Origin of the sequence: Arthrobacter sp. 9E16 (genome assembly GCF_002929435.1) — a bacterium.
Classification (GTDB): Bacteria; Actinomycetota; Actinomycetes; order Actinomycetales; family Micrococcaceae; genus Arthrobacter_B; species Arthrobacter_B sunyaminii.
In genome coordinates, this window is record NZ_PJIU01000011.1 from 1 (window position 1) to 1,694 (window position 1,694).

Consider the following 1,694-nt stretch of genomic DNA (forward strand, 5'->3'; position numbering starts at 1 on the left):
GTCGAAGTTAGAAACCCAATGTAACGAGGGTGGTATTCCAAGGTTGACTCCACCAGTACTGGCGTCCTGGTCTCATAGTCTCCCACCTATCCTCTACACGTTACACCAAATTTCAATATCAAGTTATAGTAAAGCTCCACGGGGTCTCCCCGTCTAGTTGCGGGTAACCGGCATCTTCACCGGTACTAAAATTTCACCGAGTCTGCAGCCGAGACAGCGAAGGGATCATTACACCTTTCGTGCGGGTCAGAATTTACCTGACAAGGAATTTCGCTACCTTAGGACCGTTATTGTTACGGCCGCCGTTCACCGGGGCTTCAATTCAAAGCTTCGCTTGTGCTGACTTCTCCTCTTAACCTTCCGGCACTGGGCAGGTGTCACCCCCTATACATCGTCTTGCGACTTAGCAGAGAGCTGTGTTTTTGTTAAACAGTTGCCCCTCCCTCTTCACTGCGGCTCATCAAAGATGAGCACTCCTTCTTCCGAAGTTACGGAGTTATTTTGCAGAGTTCCTTAGCTACAGTTGTCTCGCTTGCCTTAGGATTTTCTCCTTGACCACGTGTGTTCGTTCTAGGTACAGGCAGTTAATTATTAATGTTAGAAGCTTTTCTTGGAAGCGTGGAGTCATATACTTCGTTACTAGGCGAACCGTTCACTCCCCATCACACTTCAACGTTAATACAACACGGATTTGCCAATGTTGCCGTCTTTGTGCTTAGCCCGGGACAACCAGCACCCGGGATATACTATCCTTCTCCGTCACTCCATCACTAATTAACTGGTACAGGAATATCAACCTGTTGTCCATCGACTACGCCTGTCGGCCTCGCCTTAGGTCCTGACTAACCCTGGGTGGACGAACCTTGCCCAGGAAACCTTGGTCAAACGGCATGGAAGATTCTCACTTCCAAACGTTACTCATGCCGGCATAATCACTTCCAAGCGCTCCACCAGTCCTTACGGTCTGACTTCATCACCCTTGGAACGCTCCCCTACCACTGTACTTGCGTACAATCCGTAGCTTCGGTGGTAAACTTAAGCCCCGGTACATTTTCGGCGCAGAATCACTCGACTAGTGAGCTGTTACGCACTCTTTAAATGATGGCTGCTTCTAAGCCAACATCCTAGCTGTCTGTGCAGTTCCACATCCTTACACACTTAGTTTACACTTAGGGACCTTAGCTGACGATCTGGGCTGTTTCCCTCACGAGCATGGACCTTATCACCCATGTTCTGACTGCTATGCACAAGTTATGGCATTCGGAGTTTAATTCTAATCAGTACCGCTAGGTGCAGCCATCATAGATTCAGTGCTCTACCTCCACAACAATTCACATAACGCTATCCTTAAAGATATATCGGGGAGAACTAGCTATCTCCGGGTTCGATTGGAATTTCACCGCTAGCCACAAGTCATCCAAAGTCTTTTCAACGAATACTGGTTCGGTCCTCCATTAGGTTTTACCCTAACTTCAACCTGCTCATGGCTAGATCACCCGGTTTCGTGTCTACTACTGCATACTAAACGCCCTATTAAGGCTCGCTTTCACTACGGCTCCATCTATATCGACTTAACCTCGCATGCAATAGTAACTCGCCGGCTCTTTCTACAAAAAGCATGGTATCACCCATTAACGGGCTCTACCTTCTTGTAAGCATATGGTTTCAGGATCTCTTTCACTCCCCTCTCGGGG

Annotated in this window: 1 rRNA gene; it reads right to left on the reverse strand. The window is 48.1% G+C overall.

What is annotated here, in order from left to right:
- A 23S ribosomal RNA gene (locus CXR00_RS17950) occupies window positions 1-1,694 on the reverse strand; the annotation flags it as partial.